The sequence below is a fragment of the Cytophagales bacterium genome, from assembly GCA_033344775.1.
Classification (GTDB): domain Bacteria; phylum Bacteroidota; class Bacteroidia; order Cytophagales; family Cyclobacteriaceae; genus JAWPMT01.
The window spans coordinates 916,400-934,799 of the sequence record JAWPMT010000002.1 but is presented as its reverse complement, the minus strand read 5'-3'; the positions used below and the strand labels follow the sequence as shown (position 1 = coordinate 934,799).

Genomic DNA, 18,400 nt, shown 5'->3' with positions numbered 1-18,400 from the left:
CGCAATGTGGAATCTTCGACGGAGGTCTAAACTAAACGTCATTGCGGCTTTTTTGGTCGTATATTTTACTCCTCGGCCAAAAAATGCCGCAATCTCTCAATGAACTGAAAGGCAGTTTTTCATTCCAGGAATCTTCGATGGAGATCAGTGATTTAAGTACTATCGAGACTGGAGATGCCTCGCTACGCATTGAATGACGCGCTAGGGATTTGTCGGGGGTAAGGTTGTTGGTCACAAGCTAGGTAAGTATTCAGCTTTTCATTTGTTAGACGGCACTCCTTTGGTTGAGATTCCGTAAAATGAAAAAATCAGGAAAGATCGTCGAAGAGATTGCAAGGACATTTTTCGCCCTTTTTAAAGGTTGGGCGAAAAATTCCGCAATGACCGAGTCGCGGAGACGATCTAATGAGAATGATACGCAACCTTCGTCAATCAGAATGGAGCGCCAGCGCAATGTGGAATCTACGACGGAGGTCAGCTATTAGGTACTATCGCGTCAGGAGATGCTTCGCTGCGCTCTGAATGACGCGTTAAGGGATTTGTCTAGAGTATGGCTGTTGGTCTTATGACCAATAACGGGAGGATCATCAAAAAAAAAGCTGACCTTTCCGATCAGCTTCTTGAATTATTTGGTATACCGCCCTGAATACCAAACCATGAAACCTCAAATCATTTCTAGAGTTTTTAGGACTAATTACCTGCCTTGTCAGCAAGTTGCTGAACCAGTTTTTCCAACTGATTCAACTTCTGGGTCAGGTTTTTTATCTGCGCCGCTTGTATTTTGATGGTCTTCTCCTGGGCAATGTTGTGCAACACCTGCTCTTCCAGGTTTTTCAGTTGACCGACCATCGCATCGTGGACCTGATAAAAGCCATCTGCTTCAATCTCGGGCTCAGAGATAATCCCTGGTAGGTGCTTTTCTTCTTTGACAAATTTTTCCAGCTCCTCCAATGGCATGGGCTGATAGTCCTCCTCGAATACGTAATCGGCCCATTGACCTTTTTCCGCTATTGCTAGATCTTCAGAAAGTATTCCTTTTTCGACAGCCAGGGCAAAGCCATCTTTGACTTTTGTATCCCAGGTTGGGGTAATAGGGGCTGTCGTCGGGTTATAGCGTATGAGGACAGGTTCTTTCTCACCTCCTGTTATAAGGATATGGGCCTTTCCCTTGCTATTCCCGTCTTGGCCTGCTCCAATTCTAATGTTATTTACACTGTAGAAATTAGCTCCACCGCTAAGAGCAAGGGTTGGATCAAGTGTGAGACTGTTATTTACGTCATTACGTATAACAACATATTGCTCTGTTATCTTGAGGATTTCGTTTGGACTAGATCCATCACTGTTCACAGATCCAATTTTAATGGCGTCACCTGTATTCTTTACCTGCCAAGTTAGATCATCAGATTTCTTGGGTCTTATAAATAATGCACCGTTGATAATAGTGCTGTCCATTCCAAAACTTCCTACATGATCTTCCGAAGAACCATGCCCTCTCCAAAAAGAGACATGATCCTCCTTGGTACCGTCCAAATCTAAACGTATATACTTCCCATTATCTAATTCAAAGTACCATGGTTCATTATGGAATCTGGTCCCACTAGTAAATGTCAATTCAAATAAAGTATTTACACTACCATTGTCTCTCTGCTTAGAGATAAAAAAATTATCATCATCGGATTCTAAGATAAATTTTGTCTCATTAGCTTGATTTGTGCCATATTTAGTGCTTAAAATTAATTTAGGCGGGGCAAATTCAGCAGGATTGTTAGTTATTACGCCCGTCAAAACCGTATTGGGAAAGAAGATTTTACCGTGATCGTCCTTCGGATCATAGCTAAAAACGGTTTTATTAACTCCAGGTTCATGGAATTGTAAAAAGAATAGATCATTGGCAGCTGGAGTGAACATATCATAAGCAAGAGTTCCGTCATCCCACAAATACCTCAAACGGCCATCATGCCCAATCGTTACACTGTTTGATGCTCCAAGATTGAACAACTCCCTTCCATCATCGGGATCCAGCACCCTGAGCTCATCGGCATAGAAGGTGATGCGGTCATTGCCATCATCAGCTGCATCAATGGAGTCAAATTTAATGACTTGCTGGTTCCCATCTCTGGTCCAAAACCCATCCTTATTCTGAACAACAGGTATCGTCTGCTGAGCACTGGTTTCAGCTAAGATCAGGTGAAACAGTATGAGACAGAGCACGATTCTTACGAACTCCAGCGGCCTTTTATTAGGTATAAATTCAGGTTTCATCCAAGTTTAATTTTTTGATTTGCATTTTGCTACAATAAGGGGACATGATTTTTCTTGGATTTAACTATCTTATGTTCAGGAAATTCTTCACACTGCCGTTTTCTGTTCAGAAAACCCCACATGTATTCACTTCAATCAATGGCGTCAGCGTGACCTTGAGGAGATGGCAAGGATACAAGACAGCAAGGTTTTCGGCATTTTAAAAAGATAAGCTAAAAAATTCCGCCTCGCCTCGGGAAACGGGAATGACAATCTGATGAGAATACAGCACTTGAGAAGATCATCTTATTGCTTCGAAAAATGGAAACAGTCATTGTTTCACTCCTCGGCCGTGGGGCCGCGTCTTCACCTCCGGAACTGAATTTTGTAAGCAGTTCCCATTCCAGATTAATTCCCGGAATGCAAAATAAGGTTCCTCAAGGTAAAGACTGATGTCTGCTTTTTCTGGATAAGTGATGAATCAAATAGGCAATAGGAAAATTGAACTTCTTGATCCAACCTACTTTAAAAAATGTCATGCTGACCATACCATTCTTCAAGATTGCGCCATATGAGAAGATTCTCTATTTTCTTCGAAATATGGAAATAATGAGGACAATTTGACCGGTCACTCAAAATATTCCTTGGGATATTTCCCGAAACGTTCAAAATATGCTTTGTTAAACCTTGAGACATTCTGCATACCGACCGAATAAGCAACTGCAGAAGCATTGTGGTAGACATCTTTTTCCAGCAATTCCCTCGCTTTTTGCAGGGCAACCTCCACTTGGAACTGTTTTGGTGTGAGACCGGTCAGTGTTTTAAATCTTCGGAAAAATTGTCTCTTGCTCAGGTGAAATTGGTTGGCCAGGTCTGCTACTTGAAATTCAGGATTTTCCAGCTCCTTAAGGACTATATCCTTGACTGTTTGAAGCCATGTCATCCCTAATTGACTTACTTGCTGTTGATCTATTATTTCCAATTCCCCCTCATTGATTTCCATTTCACTTTCACGATGGGGGTCGTAGTTTTCATCCATCCATTTTTTCCTCTCTCTATACCGGTCGATAAGGTTCGAGATCCGGGCCTGCAATTCCAGAGGTGAAAAAGGTTTGGTCAGGTAGTCGTCCACCCCTAACGCCAGGGCATCCAGTTTATTATCCTCCATGTTCAGGGCAGTGAGCATGATTACAGGTATACCTTGGAAATGTTTATCGCTCTTCAAGTGTTGCACAAGTGCGTACCCATCCATTTCAGGCATCATTACATCAGTAATGATTAGGTCAAAGGAATCGGTTTTCAGCATCTCCAGCGCTTCCACTCCATGAGTGGCCAGTGAGGTGAGGTAGTTCCGTTGAACCTGGTCATTGAGGTAAGCCCTCATGTCTGCATTATCTTCTACAATTAAGACCTTATGTTTTGGACCTTTTGGAGATCCCTTGATGACACGCTCTTCCGAATCTGGTGTGTAAGTATCAGGCTCTACCTTCTGGAAAACCTCTTCCACGGGAGCTTCCGTTTCCATCAGTGGGAAAATTAACGTAAAGGTACTTCCTTTGTGAAGCTCACTTTCCACTGTAATATCTCCGCCCATCAGGTAGGCCAACTCATGTGCCAGTGCAAGGCCAATACCTGTACCTCCCTGGATAGGAGCATTAGATTGCTTACTTTGAAAGTATCGGTCAAAAATATGGGGCAGGTCTTCACGGGCAATGCCTTGCCCGGTATCTGCTATCTCGATCATGACAGTATCCTCGCGCCTTTGTGCAGTAAGTGTTATTTTGCCTCCACTGGAAGTATACTTGATGGCGTTAAATAGCAAATTATTGAGAATCTTTTCTACTCGTTTGCTATCCATTAGGATCCAGCTGATATCAAGTTGTTCAATAGAAATTTTGTAATCAATGGAGAGCTGATCAGCCATTGATTCATAATTGGCCCAAATCCTTCTTAGAAAGACGGGTAGGTCCACGGAACTTTCGCGTAATTCAATCCCTTTATTTTCTACTTTCGATAAGTCCAGGATATCATTGACCAGTTCTTTGAGCTTCTTGGTGTTCCTGATCGCTAGCGGAAGCGTTTTATTGATCTCCTCTTTGGAGGGACTGTGCAATAAAGACTCCAATGGACCGGAAATTAGCGTAAGAGGTGTCCTCAATTCATGAGAGATATTGGCAAAAAAGCGTGATTTCAACTTGTCCAGTTCTTGCAGTTCTCGTTTTTGGTTAGAAATCTCTTGATTTTGTTGCGCAAGCAATTGATTCGATTGTTGCTTGATCCGGTAATTTCTGTAGACAAGAAAAGCAAGTAGAACCAACAATAAAATCATCCCAATGGAGCCATATATGATCCATTGTAAGCGGGATACCTCTTGTTCCTGGATCAATCGCTCTTGTTCTTGCTGGAAAGCCAGCTCCTGTTTTTCTTTCTCGTACTTATATTGAAATTCCACCCGGAGCAACTCTCGATTTTTTTCATCACTTTCCAGGCTATCACGGGTACTCAGGTATAGCTCTAACATTCCGAATGCTTCAATCGGTTTGCCAGTATTTTTGTAAGCCTCGTACAAGGTGTGTGCTGATTCCTTAATTTGGGCGAGATCACCCAGCTTCTGTGATAGTTTAAGCGATTGTTGGCTATGGTCTACGGCTTCATTGTATTTACCTAAAGTCAATTTCACACGCCCAATCCTACTCAGCGCGACAGATTTTTGAATATTAATCTCTAATTCTTCAGCTATTTTCAAGCCACGAGTAAAATAGTCTATTGCCTCAGCATATTCTCCAAGGTCCCTGTAGACTGATCCAATATTAATTAATGTGGAGGCCACACCTTGTTTGTACTCAATTTCTTCCCATATCGCTAAACTGCGGTTATGATAATCCATTGCCAGCATCAACTTACCCTGTTCTTTATAGATGTGTCCAATGCCTTCTAATGACACAGCCACACCTTGTCTATCCCCGATTTCTTCCTTTAACTCTAATGAGCGGTTAAAATGCTCAATTGCAAGATCATACTCTGCTATCTGTGCATAAACCCTTCCAATAGAACCCAATGACATTGCAACACCTTTTTTGTTCCCAATTCCTTTCATTATCCGTTCGCTCTGCTTAAAATGGTCAAGTGCCTGCGCAAACTCTCCGCGTTCCGAATAAATTAGTCCTGAATTATTCAAGGCGTTGGCTTGACCAAATTCATCCCCGACATCTTCCATTATCCTAAAACTTTGTTTAAATTGATCAAGAGCCAAGTCAAACTCTCCCCGATTTAAGTAAATTATCGCAGCATCATTTATCGTTCCCGCTTGACCTCTTTTGTACCCAATTTCTTCGAATATTGTTAAGGCACGGTCAAAATGATCAAGTGCATTGGCATACTCTCCAAGCATTTCATAAATACTTCCAAGAAGTTTTAAGGCGTTCCCGGCTTCTTTTTTAGCTCCTGCTTCTTTCGCTAATTCGTAAGCAAGCTTCGTTAATTCCAAGGCATCTCTGTTATTTCCTTTTATAGTACTTGAGTAAGCTTGGGTCCATAGAGCGAGCGACTGATACTTTTTTAGTCCTCTGCTTTCAGCATAGTCACGTTGAACCTGTGCAAAGAATTCCGCACTATCCGGTTGATCCGGTAAATATCCATAAGAGATATTATCGATGGCTTCCAAACGAATCGTGTCCGGAAGATTCGTATTATTCCACAAAGCCCACAAAGAATCCAGGTTCTCTTGGGCGAGAGATTGTTGTTTCATCATCAGGAACATGATGCACCACAATAAATATTTCATATAAGAGGCCTGTCACATGGTCATCAATAGCTGGCTACTAACTTTTCCTTGGAATTTAATAAAATTTGACTTTTCTTGATCGCTAAAACTGTAGCATGTACATGAGAATTCCCGTTTTGCAAAGTTGATCACGTAATGTGCATGAAAATACATTCTAAGAATCAAATCCAACCCTCGAAAATCCCTCAAAAGAAGAGAAAAATCAACGATTTTGAACAGAATTGGCAACGTTTGTTCGATTTTGAATGGAATCTCGAAAAATACGTGTTAATCCTTGATCTTTAAATCTTAGAGAACTTCATCATTTATACTATATAAAAAAACGAAAAGCGACCGGTGAAAAGACCGAAGATAAAGTCGCGTCAGGAGATTCTTCGCTGCGCTCTGAATGACGCGCTAAGGGAAGATGCCTATAACATAGGCCATACTTGCCGTTTGTGGTGATATGGTTGGTTGTTTTTGACTGGATTAATAGCAGCATTTGAGAAGATCATCTTATTTCTTCGAAAAATAGAAACAGGTCTTGTTTCACTCCCCAGCCGTGGGCCGCGTCTTCACCTCCGGAATTGAATTTTGCAAACAGTTCCCTTTCCAGGATAATTCCCGGAACGCAAAATAAGGTTCCTCAAGGTAAGACTGATATCTGCTTTTTCTGGATAAGTAGACCACTCCTGGGAGTTAGGAGGTCGTAAAAGTCGCTTCTCAAAATGTCCAATCAAGCAATAAGATAATTATGAGGTTTTTCTTCAAAAAGTGAATATCTCGAAATCTACTTCAAACCCTTGATTGCCAGTTGCACTTGATTTCTGACCGTCTGTTCCGCCAATGACAATTGACTGGCTACCTTAGCCACTGACAGCCCCTCCAGTCTACACATCCTGAGGATTTTTTGTCGCTGCATGGGTAATTGACTGATCTTGTCTTCCCATTCATCCATACACTCATCCATCATGAGATTTTCTAGTGGATCCAAATCATTTGTCTGGGCCTGGTACTCCATCTGAGACAGATCTACCGTGCCCAGTTTTCGTAATTTCAAGTAATTCAGGGCATGATTGCGCACGGCATAACGCAGGTAACCCAACACATTAGATTGAATGTTGATCTTATCCCTCCTGCTCCATATGGTAAAGAAAACATCTGACACGATTTCCTCCGCCACCGTGTCCACCTTTACGATCCCCACCGCCTTCCGGCAAAGGGTAACATAGTACTTCTTGAACAAGGTTTCAAGCGCACCTTCATCATGCAATTTGATGCCGGCGAATAGCAATTCGTCCAAGTTTTCATCTGACGGACTTATCGTTTGATCATTTTTTAACATGGCATTTTGGTTTAATTGGTAGCTGTGACTTGTCTGCTGTATTGACTATCTGAGAAATGAACCCCAGCGGGTAGATAAGTCATTTACAACAAAATCACTTTCAGATATGATAAATTCAAATTTGTTTATTGATGAGCGTGGATTTCCCGGATGTAAGCTATACTTCCTTAGTTCAGACACCAGTTCGTAGATGATATGGAAATCCGCCCTTACGTTTGTGGTCACTTCGGGGGATCGGAATCCGGTTACAGCAACCAGTAGCCCCAAAAGCACCATCATTGGAGGACGAATCAACTTTTTCATTGGCGTAGCGTTTTCCCTTTATCTAGTATTTGTCAAATCATTTACATGGATAAGTTTAGGTGAGTACATCTGTGAATTCCAGTCATTTCGCGACATCATATTTCATTTCGCGTCTTCCGCTTTCAATTCGTGTCAAAAACTTTCAATTCGCGTCATTTTGGGATTGGCAGAGATTGGAATAGGTTTTTACGCCCTCTTCGAGGAAAAACCATACGACAGTCCTGACCAAAGGCATCACGCTTTGCGCATCTGAAATAGAAGCACCGTGGTGACAGTGGCCACGCAAATTCAGATATACACATCAAATGAGGGGGTCAAATTCGTAATTGCTCCTAAGAAGGAGGCTCCAGCACCCAATTCTTTCTATATTTATTTACGGAACTTAAGTTCCTGGTAAACATGTGACCTTACCCCAATCCTATGAACTATTTGTTTACTGGCATTCTTTTCTTATCCGTCCTTCAATTCAGTCCAGCACAGCAACACCCGACTTTTGATTCCCTTTTGAATATTTTAGAAACCCAACTGGATGGGCTATCGGAAGAGGCAGCAGAGGACATTCTCGACAACATGACAACCGCCTACAAATCGTTGGATTCCACGCAGGCCATGCAATATATCAACAGATCAATGCTGCTGGCGGATGAAATTAACTATCCATTACTAAAGATCAATGCCCTCTCCAATCAGGGAGATTATAACTATTCCTACGGTAACTATGATGCCTCCGAAGGCAATTACCAGGATATGCTCGAACTTGCTCAAATGCACGACTACACAACAGGTAAAGGTGATGCCAAGATGGGGCTGTGCGATTTGGCCAAGAGAAGAGACGAATTCAGAAAAGCTTATCAGCTCTGCCTCGAATGTGTCGATTACTATGTCCAGGCCGGGAAGCAACAAAAGCTATTGGCGGTATATTCTCGACTTGCTATGATCCTACAGGTATTGGGCGACTTTAAGTCTTCGATTGAATATAGCTTCGCCGCCTTAAAACTGGCTGAAAGCCTTGGTGACCAAAGCGCGATGATGAAAGTTTATTCAGACCTTGGATCAGCTTATTCAGGACAAAAACATTTCAGCGCGGCTGTCGATTATTTGCTAAAAGCTTTGTCTATATCCACAGAACTAAATGACAGACGAGGTATGGCTCAGCAACTTGCCAATATCGGCGTGAATTACGCCGTACAAGGTGATTATGAAAAAGCGTTATTATATGACTTGAAATCCCTGAAGATCAAGGAAGAGACGGGATTGAGAAATGGTCATGTTGTCATTTCAATGAACAACATTGCCGACTCCTATTTCTACCTCAACAATCTTGATAGTGCCTTCTACTATGCCTCCGCAGCTCTCAAACTTGCAAGAGAACTCAATTTCAAATATATGGAACCTTATCCTATGATCACCATGGGGCAGGTTTATCAGGCACGAGGAAAACTGATTGAATCCCGGTTGCAATTCCAATCGGCAAAAGAAATAGGATTTCAGACCGGTGATCCTCAAGTGATCATTTACAGCACCGAGCACCTGGCCAGGGTTGAGGCGGAATTCGGCAACTTTGAGGCCGCCTACGAAAACCATATCACCTATAAGCAGTACTCCGATAGTGTGTTCAATGAAAGTAATACAAAGGCCATGATCCAGCTTCAGGCTGAACATCAATTTGAACAGGAGAAAGATTCCATTCAGTATGCCAATCAACAACAACAACTGATCGCTGACCAAACCATAAAACGTCAAACAAACAACCAATACGCGATGCTGGCGGGTGTAATTCTACTGCTGGTCATTGTTTTTATCCTTTTCCGTTACTACCAGTCCAAGCAAAAAGCCAACAATACCCTTCAGACAAGGAATAAGGAGATTGAGCAGCAGAAAAATGAGCTCGCGACACTCGAAAAAACTAAGTCACGGTTCTTTGCCAATATCTCTCACGAATTGCGAACACCTTTGACGTTGATCAGCAGTCCTCTGGATAACCTGATTGATCAAGAAGGCGCTTATCCTCCTGCTGAAACCACGCAAACGCTACAGCTCATGCAGCGCAACACGCGTAAATTGAAAGGCCTCGTGAATGACATCCTTGACCTGTCGAAGATGGAATCCAGCAACATAGCGTTGAAGGAAGAACCTGTTGAATTGAAGTCGCTCATCCAGCGGATCTCTTCCAACTATACTTCCATGGCGGAGCAACTAGAGATCCGCTACAGACATTCAATCGACGAGAAGTTGCCAACCTGGGTCTTACTGGACCCCCAGCGCATAGAAAAAGTACTGAACAACTTGCTCTTCAATGCTATCAAATACACCGCTGCCGGAGGTGAGGTCGAACTGGCCCTGTCTCGGCAAAATGAAAACCTGATGATCCAGGTGATCGATACGGGTCAGGGAATTGCACCGGATGATCTTCCGCACATCTTTGACCGGTACTTCCAGAGCAAGCAGCCCGATGCTCCCATCCAGGGCGGTACTGGTATTGGACTTGCATTGGCTTATGAGCTGGCAGGACGCATGGGAGGTGACCTAACTGTCGAAAGTGCATTGGACCATGGAAGCACCTTTAAGCTTGAAATTCCATGCAAACCTGCCGAAGCACCAGACGACAGGTCACCCCAGGAGGAAGGTGATGTAGTTGAGACCTGGGCAGCAGCCGAAGACAACCTCCTGCCCTCACCTATATCCGAAACATCATCGTTTAGGGTTTTGATCGTCGAGGACCATCCGGACATGCGGCAATATGTCAGTCAGTTGCTCGCGGGTGACTATGACATCTCCCTGGCCAAAAACGGAAAAAAAGCCCTGGACAAATTGTCAGCAGAGCCATTTGACCTGGTCATTACGGATGTCATGATGCCAGAGATGGACGGATACAGCTTGCTGGAACACATGAAATCGTCTGAGCAATTTCGCAACATCCCGGTGGTCATGCTCACTGCCCTCAATTTTGAAGACCGTAAATTGCAAGCCCTGGCGATTGGCGTAGACGATTACCTCACCAAACCATTTTCGCCTCAAGAACTCAAAGCAAGGGTCCAAAATCTGATTACCAGGTATCAAACCAGAAAAGAAGGAGCTCTGGAAATGGTCGAGGAGGAACCAGTAGAAGAAGGAAATATTGCCCATCAGGCCAATTCGTCGACCGTAATGTACAAATCAGACCTGGAGTGGCTCAAAGAAGTGGAATCAGTAATCTTACAAGAGCTTGAAAACAGTGACTTCCAGGTCGCGGACCTTGCGGATCACTTCAATCTGGGTAAGCGGCAGTTTCAGAGAAGACTAAAGAAACTGACAGGCCTTACGCCTATACAATATCAATTTGAAATCGCCTTGCAAAAAGCCAGAAAACTACTGGAAGACCAAGTGTATGGCAATGTCACGGCGGTCGGCCTTGCGGCAGGGTTTAACAACTCGAGCCGTTTTTCAGAGCGGTACGAACTTCGATTCGGAAAGAAACCCAGCGACTATTTCCGGGATGGTGTGCTGGATTGAATGCATTTGGATATCCTCCTATTTTGTGTTCCAACTTGCAAATATTGCGATAGCATATTGCCATTTCGCCCTCCGACATCCGTTTGGAGAACCGATGATTCTACCCCTGCAGCAACCTGACAACAAACGTGATTTTTTGCACTGAATGATGATCCAGCCTCCTCCCTCTAGGGGTAAATGGAAATTATTCCTAACTTGCTATTGGTTAGATAGAACGGTGGTCATTGTCTATCCATTGTTTGGAAGCCTCGCCAAAGCCTTCATTATTTATGTCAAAGAAAAAAAGTCGAAAAGCGTCCGGTGAAAAGTCCGAAGATCAGGCAATGGATGCAAAAGACCTGACACAGCCATTGGCATCGGATTCGGAAGAAGCCCCTACTAAAAGATTTGATCCAGATCAAGCCTTCAGGAAATTGAAGAAAAGAATTGACAACTCATGACGACTAATTTTTCATTGACTTGACCTACCATTAAAACTTATGACCGATTGAAGAAAAATGGTGTAGATGGAGTTATTATCATCGACTGTCCAATCGATAAAGTTGATGATAAATTATTATGCATTGATTCAAATAATTTACTTTAATTACGCAAAAAATTGCTGGACTTCTTTCTAAAACTGTAAAATGTTGATTGAAGAGGATTGATTCATTTCGTATCGCGGAAATGTAATCTAATCTTCACAATTTGTGAATAACTCCTTGCAGGTAACCGGACAATATTTTCGTATCAGCGCTTCAGCTTGTGTAGCACCGAGCTCATGCGCTCTTTTCCAATCCGAACAACCTTCCTTCAGGCGTTTTGACCTGGCTCGACAAACCCCAAGGTTAAGAAAATAATTGGCTTTTGTATCATCTAGTGCGATAGCTTTTTCTAATGAAGATATTCCTACCTCATAGCGTTCCAGTTTCATGGCAAGTAAGGCCAGATCGTAATGAATTCTCTCCGCATTTGGCAACTGGTTGATCTCCTCTCCGACCCTAAGCCATAGGTCAAAAGATTTTTGAAGTTCACCCTGGTCTCTAAGCACGTAAGCTTCCAAACTCCTGGCCTCCAAATGAAGTGAATCGAGATCCTTTATTTGATTAAGGTATAGTAAAGCCTCGTCGGCATTGCTCAATTTTCTGGATGTCTGCGCCAAATCAAGTAATAAATCAAGATTGGCGCTATCTGTACTCAATAGATTTTTTAAGGTGTTGTAATTATTCCTAAGTTTCACTGTGTCCGGGCGACCTTGTCCCTCGACCTTAAAAAGTATAAACAGACACCAAATAGAAACTATCAAAGAGGCCGTTGAAGACTTCATATTAATCAATTAGATTATATCAAATGATAATAATTTATTTAAATATATATCAAATGATATATCAGAAAATATGAATGCTACTGAAGCGGTAGATTTGAGAACGGGCCGGTGTTTAGGTGGTCCTATTACAAACCTGGATTTCGTTGGCAACGCCGGTGCGATCCATATGATCGTCCCAGCGCCTACGGGGGTAGAAGGTTAACAACATCGAAATTTGGTGAATTTGAAAGCAGTCCTGGACTAAAGTATCTCAAACAAATCATCCGAAGCACTGTCCACTTTATCATTCCCAAAGTAAGAAAGATACTCCTGCGTCTGCTCCTCGGTCTTGTGGCCCAGGCTGCGTTGAGTGACTGCAGCAGATCCAGAATTTTCCCATAACATCGTAGCATAAGTATGTCGAGCGGAATAGATGGAGAAGCTTGAAATATCCAGGTCTTGGGCAACCATTTTCAGATACTTATTGATTTTAAGCCTGCGGTTGTTGATTTTAGTGACATACTTCTCAGGATCATCTTCGAGCTTTAAGACGGGAAAAATGAAGTCCTTTCGATTGGAAGCATCGAAGGTTTTCAATGAGTTTATGGCATCAATAAGAGGCTCCGATACTTTGAGATTAAATGGCTTACCAGTTTTCTTCCTAACATATTGCAACCGATTTAGATCATCAGATAGGTTCTCATATCTCAGCAAACACATGTCCATCCAGTTCATGCCGTGTAAGTAGAAGCTGGCCAGGTAGAAATCTCTTCCAATCTGCTTGGCACTCCCCTGTTTAAACTCAGCCTTTTTTACTAGCTGAAAATTCTTCTTGGTCAAAGCACTTCTTCTGGGTTGTCCTTCTTTGATTTTGTATTTCGTAAACGGATAATGTTTCTCATTCACCAAGCCCATTTTAATGGCTTCATTGTAAAGCGAACGAAGGGTTCGCAGGTAAACCGAAAGTGAACTGTATTGATTCCCTTTACCAATATGTTGATGTTCCAATTGAACCAGAAAATTGTAATCTATCTCGACAAAACTGAGATTGAGATTTCCATCATTGTATCTTCTTAGGAAGTTTGCCAGATCCTTATAGGTTCGAGCAGTTCCTGACTTATTAGCATTCAGCTTCAGTTCGTATTGTTGCTGAATGAAATCACCAAAACTCACGTTTCCTTTGGGTTTCTTCTCTAGGTGGCCCTTGAGCTGGGAAGCACTCAAATTATCTAGAATTCCATCTCGTTCCAATTCTCCAATGATCTCGAAATACTTGGCTTTACGTGATTGCAAATCGTTATTGAAGCGGCTAACATTGCCGTAAGATTTCGAGGATGATCTAAGACGCTCATTCTTGCCGTCCCATTCTTTCTCTGAAAGAGAATAGCCCAATGAGATATGAGAATTGACACGGTTATGCATAATTCTTAGTCGTAATGGATAGGTTCCGTTATCTTTAGCTCTTCGGGTATCGAGGACGAATTTTAGTGTTGTACTCATGACGTGCACGCGATTTGCACGCAAAATATGGTTTCATATGGTATTTCACAAATTCATAAACCTCCCAATTGGCCATTTTAAAGACATTTAACACATATCAAACCAATATGTTCCTGCCTGTCACGCAGGAGGTCGTGACCGGGTCGCCGGTGCGATTCGAGTCTCGTCCGGTTCCGGTCCGCGTAGGACGCAAAAAGCCTCTCAGAGAAATCTGAGAATCTTTTTTTATTTTACGGCGAGTGGCTTCAACCCCCTCTTTAGAACAAAAAGACGTTAACATTTTGGCTTAGAAAGTCAAAAAGCCTGAATTAACAAGATTCCGGTTCTTGGTCACAATTTTAGTCCTAAACAAGAGCATTGTATTTCCTAGGCCAAGAGCTTATTTATATTAATAGAAGCCACGCGTTCAAAACGCGCGCCAGCAAGGACCTTTTCTTTCGTGGTTTACCCTATGCTTACTGTCAGCACTCTGATGGAATTCTTCGAATCCTCTTAAATGAACTTATCAACCTAATGTTTACAGAACAGTCGTAAAGAACCTTCCTCCCCTTCAAGTTAATCTTTACTCGCCATGAGCCAGTTGTCGCCTTTCTGTCGCTGCGATGAGGGCTTTGGCCAATATTTCACTGGGATTGATCAACAGGGGTATTTGTTTTGTCTTAGGGTATTGCTTCAGGGCCAATGGAATTTCTGTACAACCTAATATGACTGCATCTACTCCCTGCTCCTGAAAAAAAGAAAAAGCTCGTCCCAACAAGTCGATGACTTCATCTGTGATCCCCTCTGGACAGGATTTGATCCCATAACTGGGATTGTAGACCATGTCGTGAATCACTTCATTTTGAAACGAATATGTTGGAACGACTGCCTGAAGTCCTGCCTGCTCAAGGAGTGTCACATATACTCCTGCTTTATAAGTACCGTTCGTACTCATGACGCCTACTTTTGCAGCTTCTGGGAAATGTTCCTTGATGTGTTTACAAGTTTCTTTGGGCATGTTCAGCAGCCTTACCCGACTTGATGACTTTTTCAGTTCATCTAGTATTACATTGTAGATGGCAGGAACATGGGAACTATTGCAAGCGATTCCAACGACATCTGCTCCCGACAATTCCAACTTTTGAATGACCTTCGCAATATTGAACGCCGGATTTATCAACTCAGTACCCTCGATGTAAGCAGTCCGGTCTCCTAGCTGCCCGGGATATGACATCATGATCACCGATCGATGCTCCTGATCTTTCTTAGCTTCCGTAAGTCGGAAAATATCATTGGCCAGCTCTATCCCTGCTTGGGGCCCCATACCTCCAACAATCCCAATCACCTGCTCTTCAGCTGATTGATCCCGATCGTCCGTATCATTCAACATATTCATTCCTGATTTGGGATTTACAACTCAGAAGGTGCCAGAATTTGACCTTTGGAGTATAACTCGAGATGTCCCTGATTCATCTTCATTACTCTATCCGCCACATCGAAGTAGTGATCATCATGAGTGATCGCAATGACGATCTTTCCCATCTCTCTCATTTCAGGGAGCAATGTACGGTAAAAGAATTTACGGTATTCGGGATCCTGATCTGCCGCCCATTCATCGAAGAGATAGATAGGTGAATCCTCCAAATAACATTGGAGCAAGGCCAGGCGCTTTTTTTGACCGCCCGAAAGCCTGATGGTACTGTATTGGTTGTTCTCGATTGTCACTTTTTCCTGTAGGTCCAATACCTGCAAATATTGCTCAATTTTCTCTTTCTGTCCTGTTGTATCGCAGTTGTAGAGCTTTTCGAAAAGGTAGGGAGGTGTGAATACAGGCGAGTAATATTCGCTGAGCTCCGCATTTTTCAATGCTGTATCATTCACAGTTATTTCACCTTCATCTGGCAAGTAGAGTCCCAGCAACAATTTGGCAAGGGTGGTCTTACCACTTCCATTCCCACCGATGATGAACAAGATCTCCCCTTTGTTTACCTCCAGATCAATTGGACCCACCCGGAAGCCGGCAGCTTTTCCCTCTGCATTCTTAAACTGATAAGTGATCCCTTTTGCTTCCAGTCTTTCTACCTGTTCGAATTCAGGCTCCGTCTTTTGATCCAGGTCCAGGTTCGCGGGGATCTCGCTGATGAACTGATTAATCCGGTTCCAGGATATTCTTAAATTCATCAGCGCCGGAACTGCACTTAAAATGCTATTGACTGGTCCGATCAGATAGAGCAGCACGATGACAAAGCTCATGACGGTGAAGAATTGAATATTGGGAAACATCTCTGTCATTCCAATGGAAACGACCCCTAAGAGGATCACAAGCAGCGATTCTCCTATCAGAAAAGCATTGACAAAACGAATATCGGCGGTCATGGTCTTGTCTTTGAATTCCCGGGCACTTGCGGCAAGATCATCCTTGTATTCAAGCTTTTTCTTCCGGTGCAAACTAATTTCCTTGAACCCATCGATCATCCCATTGATCAGCCCCATGAATACATTTCTGGAATCACGCGCTTGCTCAAAGTAGATATTTGTGCTTTGCACTGCAAAATAATAAATGGTGGAAAGTGTAATGATCAGAAAAATGGTGAGCATGGTGGCCCAGAAAGCGATAGCTGCCAGGTATATAAAGGCACCTAATGCGGTAATGAAGCTGGTGATCAAATTGACAAACAGCGAAGTTGAATTGCCGATGGTAGCAACATCATCATTGAGGGCGGTATACACCCTACCCCGATGGATCCGTTCGAATTTGTCGTAGGAAGTAGAAAAGATCTTGCTCGTCAACTGTATCCTGAGATCATAAACGAGTTCCCTGGTAAATTTGATGAGGCTGATCTGCACAAATCGACGACCAAATAAGTAAAGGCTAATGACGAGACCGTAGTAGAAAATCAGGTATTTGAGGGCAACATCCGAATTGATCACAGATGTCACGATAATGATGACCGCTACATTGGCAAGACCGGAGAGGATGCTGATCAATAATATCCGGGGAGCTTTCCTTTTGTAATCATTAGGTTCAGATAAAAACAAACTCACCAGATACACCAGCATCGACAATCCTATGGCCAGGAACAGGACTCCCAGCATGATCATCAGGCTTTCGGGACTCCATACCAGGATCGCATCCCAGGTAAAGCCCACTACAGCTCCCGGAAATATATACAGACCCCCAAGAAACGGGGCAATAAATAACAGGGCTTTAGCAAACGCTCCGAAATCCGAGGGTGCGGGCCATTTCACGCGTCTTTTCCCCTGGATACTTTGCACAATGATCAGTATCAGGAAAGCTAAAACGATCAGGACATATAACGCTAATGCAATCGCTATCCCCGAGTAAGTCTTGTCATTACCATCGCCCGGATCAAATTCCAGTTCAATATCTTCATCAGCCAGCAATTTCATGACCCTATCTCCCAGCACTGCTGTGTAATTACTACTGGCATTGGTCAGGACCCCAACGGCGATCTTTTCCTCTGACCGAAAGGCAAAATAAGAGGAGAAGTTCGGATTCATCCCACCGTGATATACCTCTTCAGTACCATCAAACGCCACGTTCCACCCACTGGCGTAAGCAGATTGGCCATGAAGCCCTACAGATCTGTCTCGTTGATGTGTTTGTAAGATCGCCTCACTTAGGTTGGTTTCAACCAGTCCCAGTTGCAACTGCATCCATCGTCCAATGTCCCGAATATCCGAGATCATATATCCAGCGGCGTTGTTGCCCCTATAAACCGGAGCTTCGTATTCCCTGGCATTAAAAAAACCTAATTTATACCCCTTGGACATACGTGTCTCATTTATTGGAGAACCAATGGAGGTGTTTCGCAACTGTAGTGGTGCCAAGACATGATCCTTTACAAAGTCCTCAAAGGGTTGACCGGTAACTTCCTGTATCACCAACGCCAACACGTCGTAATTGATCGTGGCATATTGGAACTCTTTTCCTGGCAATTCATCAAGTTGCTGGTCAATGATTTTTTTCACGGTCAGTTGCAGGGCATCGGGATCATTGCTCTCCGGAATTTTTGCGATCGTCTCCCAGGGAATCCCACTCGTATGATGCATAAGTTGCCGTAAAGTCACCTGCACCATGGAGTCTTCGAATCTCACCCTAAACCACGGCAGGTAATGGGCCACCCTTGCATCGAGATCGATCTTACCTTGCTGTTCGAGCAGAGTGACTGCCAGCCCGGTGAATGCTTTACTACAAGATCCCAGCTGAAAAAGTGTCTGGTCACTCACCGGAACCTGGTTTGTAAGATCGGCAAATCCATACGTTCGGATCACTTGCTCATCCCCGAAGTGAATGACCAGACTTAAACCAGGAATATCTCCACGCCTCATCAATCTTGTCACTTCCTGATCAACTTTATCCAGCAACTTTTGATCCGTAGCAATCGCTAGAAATTGTTGGCTTAAACATATGAGTGCCAGTAGCATACCTTTTCGAAAGGCGCTTAATGTGATCTCCATTGATTCGAAG

General features: G+C 43.2%; 11 protein-coding genes. 3 read left to right on the top strand and 8 right to left on the bottom strand.

Annotation, left to right across the window (positions count from 1 at the left end):
• Window positions 1-690: 690 nt before the first annotated feature.
• From R8G66_07820 to R8G66_07805, 4 genes are all read right to left on the bottom strand, one after another.
• A complete protein-coding gene (locus R8G66_07820; GenBank protein MDW3192256.1) occupies window positions 691-2,262 on the bottom strand; it encodes a hypothetical protein in 1,572 nt (523 codons plus the stop codon).
• A 607-nt stretch (window positions 2,263-2,869) separates the two neighbouring features.
• Window positions 2,870-6,025 carry a tetratricopeptide repeat protein gene (locus R8G66_07815; protein ID MDW3192255.1) on the bottom strand — a complete coding sequence of 1,052 codons (3,156 nt, stop codon included), beginning with the start codon at window positions 6,023-6,025 and terminating at the stop codon, window positions 2,870-2,872.
• Window positions 6,026-6,794: 769 nt separating this feature from the next.
• Complete coding sequence (locus R8G66_07810; GenBank protein MDW3192254.1) at window positions 6,795-7,349, bottom strand: sigma-70 family RNA polymerase sigma factor; 555 nt, start codon at window positions 7,347-7,349, stop codon at window positions 6,795-6,797.
• Window positions 7,350-7,394: 45 nt separating this feature from the next.
• Window positions 7,395-7,652 carry a hypothetical protein gene (locus R8G66_07805; GenBank protein MDW3192253.1) on the bottom strand — a complete coding sequence of 86 codons (258 nt, stop codon included), beginning with the start codon at window positions 7,650-7,652 and terminating at the stop codon, window positions 7,395-7,397.
• A 420-nt stretch (window positions 7,653-8,072) separates the two neighbouring features.
• Here R8G66_07805 and R8G66_07800 point away from each other — a divergent pair, with 420 nt between their 5' ends.
• Entirely contained in the window at window positions 8,073-11,144 is a 3,072-nt protein-coding gene (locus R8G66_07800) for a response regulator (protein MDW3192252.1), read from the top strand.
• A 269-nt stretch (window positions 11,145-11,413) separates the two neighbouring features.
• Window positions 11,414-11,584: a hypothetical protein gene (locus R8G66_07795; protein MDW3192251.1), complete on the top strand. Its 171-nt coding sequence runs from the start codon at window positions 11,414-11,416 to the stop codon at window positions 11,582-11,584.
• Between the two features lie 233 nt (window positions 11,585-11,817).
• Here R8G66_07795 and R8G66_07790 read toward each other — a convergent pair whose 3' ends face one another.
• Window positions 11,818-12,450, bottom strand: a complete 633-nt coding sequence (locus R8G66_07790) for a hypothetical protein (protein MDW3192250.1) — start codon at window positions 12,448-12,450, stop codon at window positions 11,818-11,820.
• Window positions 12,451-12,520: 70 nt separating this feature from the next.
• Here R8G66_07790 and R8G66_07785 point away from each other — a divergent pair, with 70 nt between their 5' ends.
• Complete coding sequence (locus R8G66_07785; GenBank protein MDW3192249.1) at window positions 12,521-12,652, top strand: hypothetical protein; 132 nt, start codon at window positions 12,521-12,523, stop codon at window positions 12,650-12,652.
• A 38-nt stretch (window positions 12,653-12,690) separates the two neighbouring features.
• On the opposite strand, the gene R8G66_07780 is transcribed toward R8G66_07785, so the two are convergent.
• The 3 genes from R8G66_07780 to R8G66_07770 all read right to left on the bottom strand — a co-directional run bounded on the left by R8G66_07780 (window position 12,691) and on the right by R8G66_07770 (window position 18,390).
• Complete coding sequence (locus R8G66_07780; GenBank protein MDW3192248.1) at window positions 12,691-13,929, bottom strand: site-specific integrase; 1,239 nt, start codon at window positions 13,927-13,929, stop codon at window positions 12,691-12,693.
• A 562-nt stretch (window positions 13,930-14,491) separates the two neighbouring features.
• On the bottom strand, window positions 14,492-15,304 hold the full coding sequence (locus R8G66_07775; GenBank protein MDW3192247.1) for an amino acid racemase: 813 nt from the start codon (window positions 15,302-15,304) through the stop codon (window positions 14,492-14,494).
• Window positions 15,305-15,318: 14 nt separating this feature from the next.
• Window positions 15,319-18,390, bottom strand: coding sequence for a cyclic peptide export ABC transporter (locus tag R8G66_07770; protein ID MDW3192246.1), 3,072 nt, complete (start codon window positions 18,388-18,390; stop codon window positions 15,319-15,321).
• Window positions 18,391-18,400 lie beyond the last annotated feature (10 nt).